The organism is Bacillus sp. LR--39, from assembly GCF_053613335.1.
Genome location: NZ_JBSIOT010001517.1, coordinates 1 through 531, shown reverse-complemented (window position 1 = coordinate 531; position 531 = coordinate 1). Strand labels below are relative to the sequence as shown.

Sequence of the window (531 nt, the reverse complement as noted above, 5' to 3'; positions counted from 1 at the left end):
CGGCCAAAATGACGAGAAATTGTCCTCCGTCAAGTCCGCCGATCTTCGGGAGTGATGTCCCAGGAAGTGTAACCGCCAGCGCTACTGCTGCTAAGATGGAATCAACAGCAAACGCGATATCTGCCAGCTCAACTTTTAAAACAGTCGGCCAAAAACCGCTTTGCTTCGTCTCTTTATGTGTGTCTTCTTTCTTAAATACATATCTTTTCAATAAGTGGCTTGCTGAGATATACAGCAAATAGATCGCGCCAATCGCTTGAACCTGCCATACGTTGACCAAGAAAGAAATTGCAAATAAAGAGCCAAATCGCAGAACAAAAGCCCCTGCCAATCCATAAAATAACGCTTTTTTTCTTTTTTCCTCCGGCAAATGTTTTACCATTACCGCCATAACCAGCGCGTTATCGGCGGCTAAAATCCCTTCCAGCCCGATCAAGACGAGAAGAACCCAACCATACTCTAATAATAATGCTGCATCCATAAATGATACCCTCCCAAAAAAGTTGTTTTCTTTCTCTTCATCCGATCTTA

The 531-nt window shown here is 43.5% G+C and carries 1 protein-coding gene; it reads right to left on the bottom strand.

The genetic code is table 11. The annotated features are described in order from the left end of the window. A partial coding sequence (locus ACWHAR_RS31510) for a TerC family protein (RefSeq protein WP_452088983.1) occupies nt 1–481 on the bottom strand: 481 nt, incomplete at its 3' end. Nucleotides 482–531: the final 50 nt, after the last annotated feature.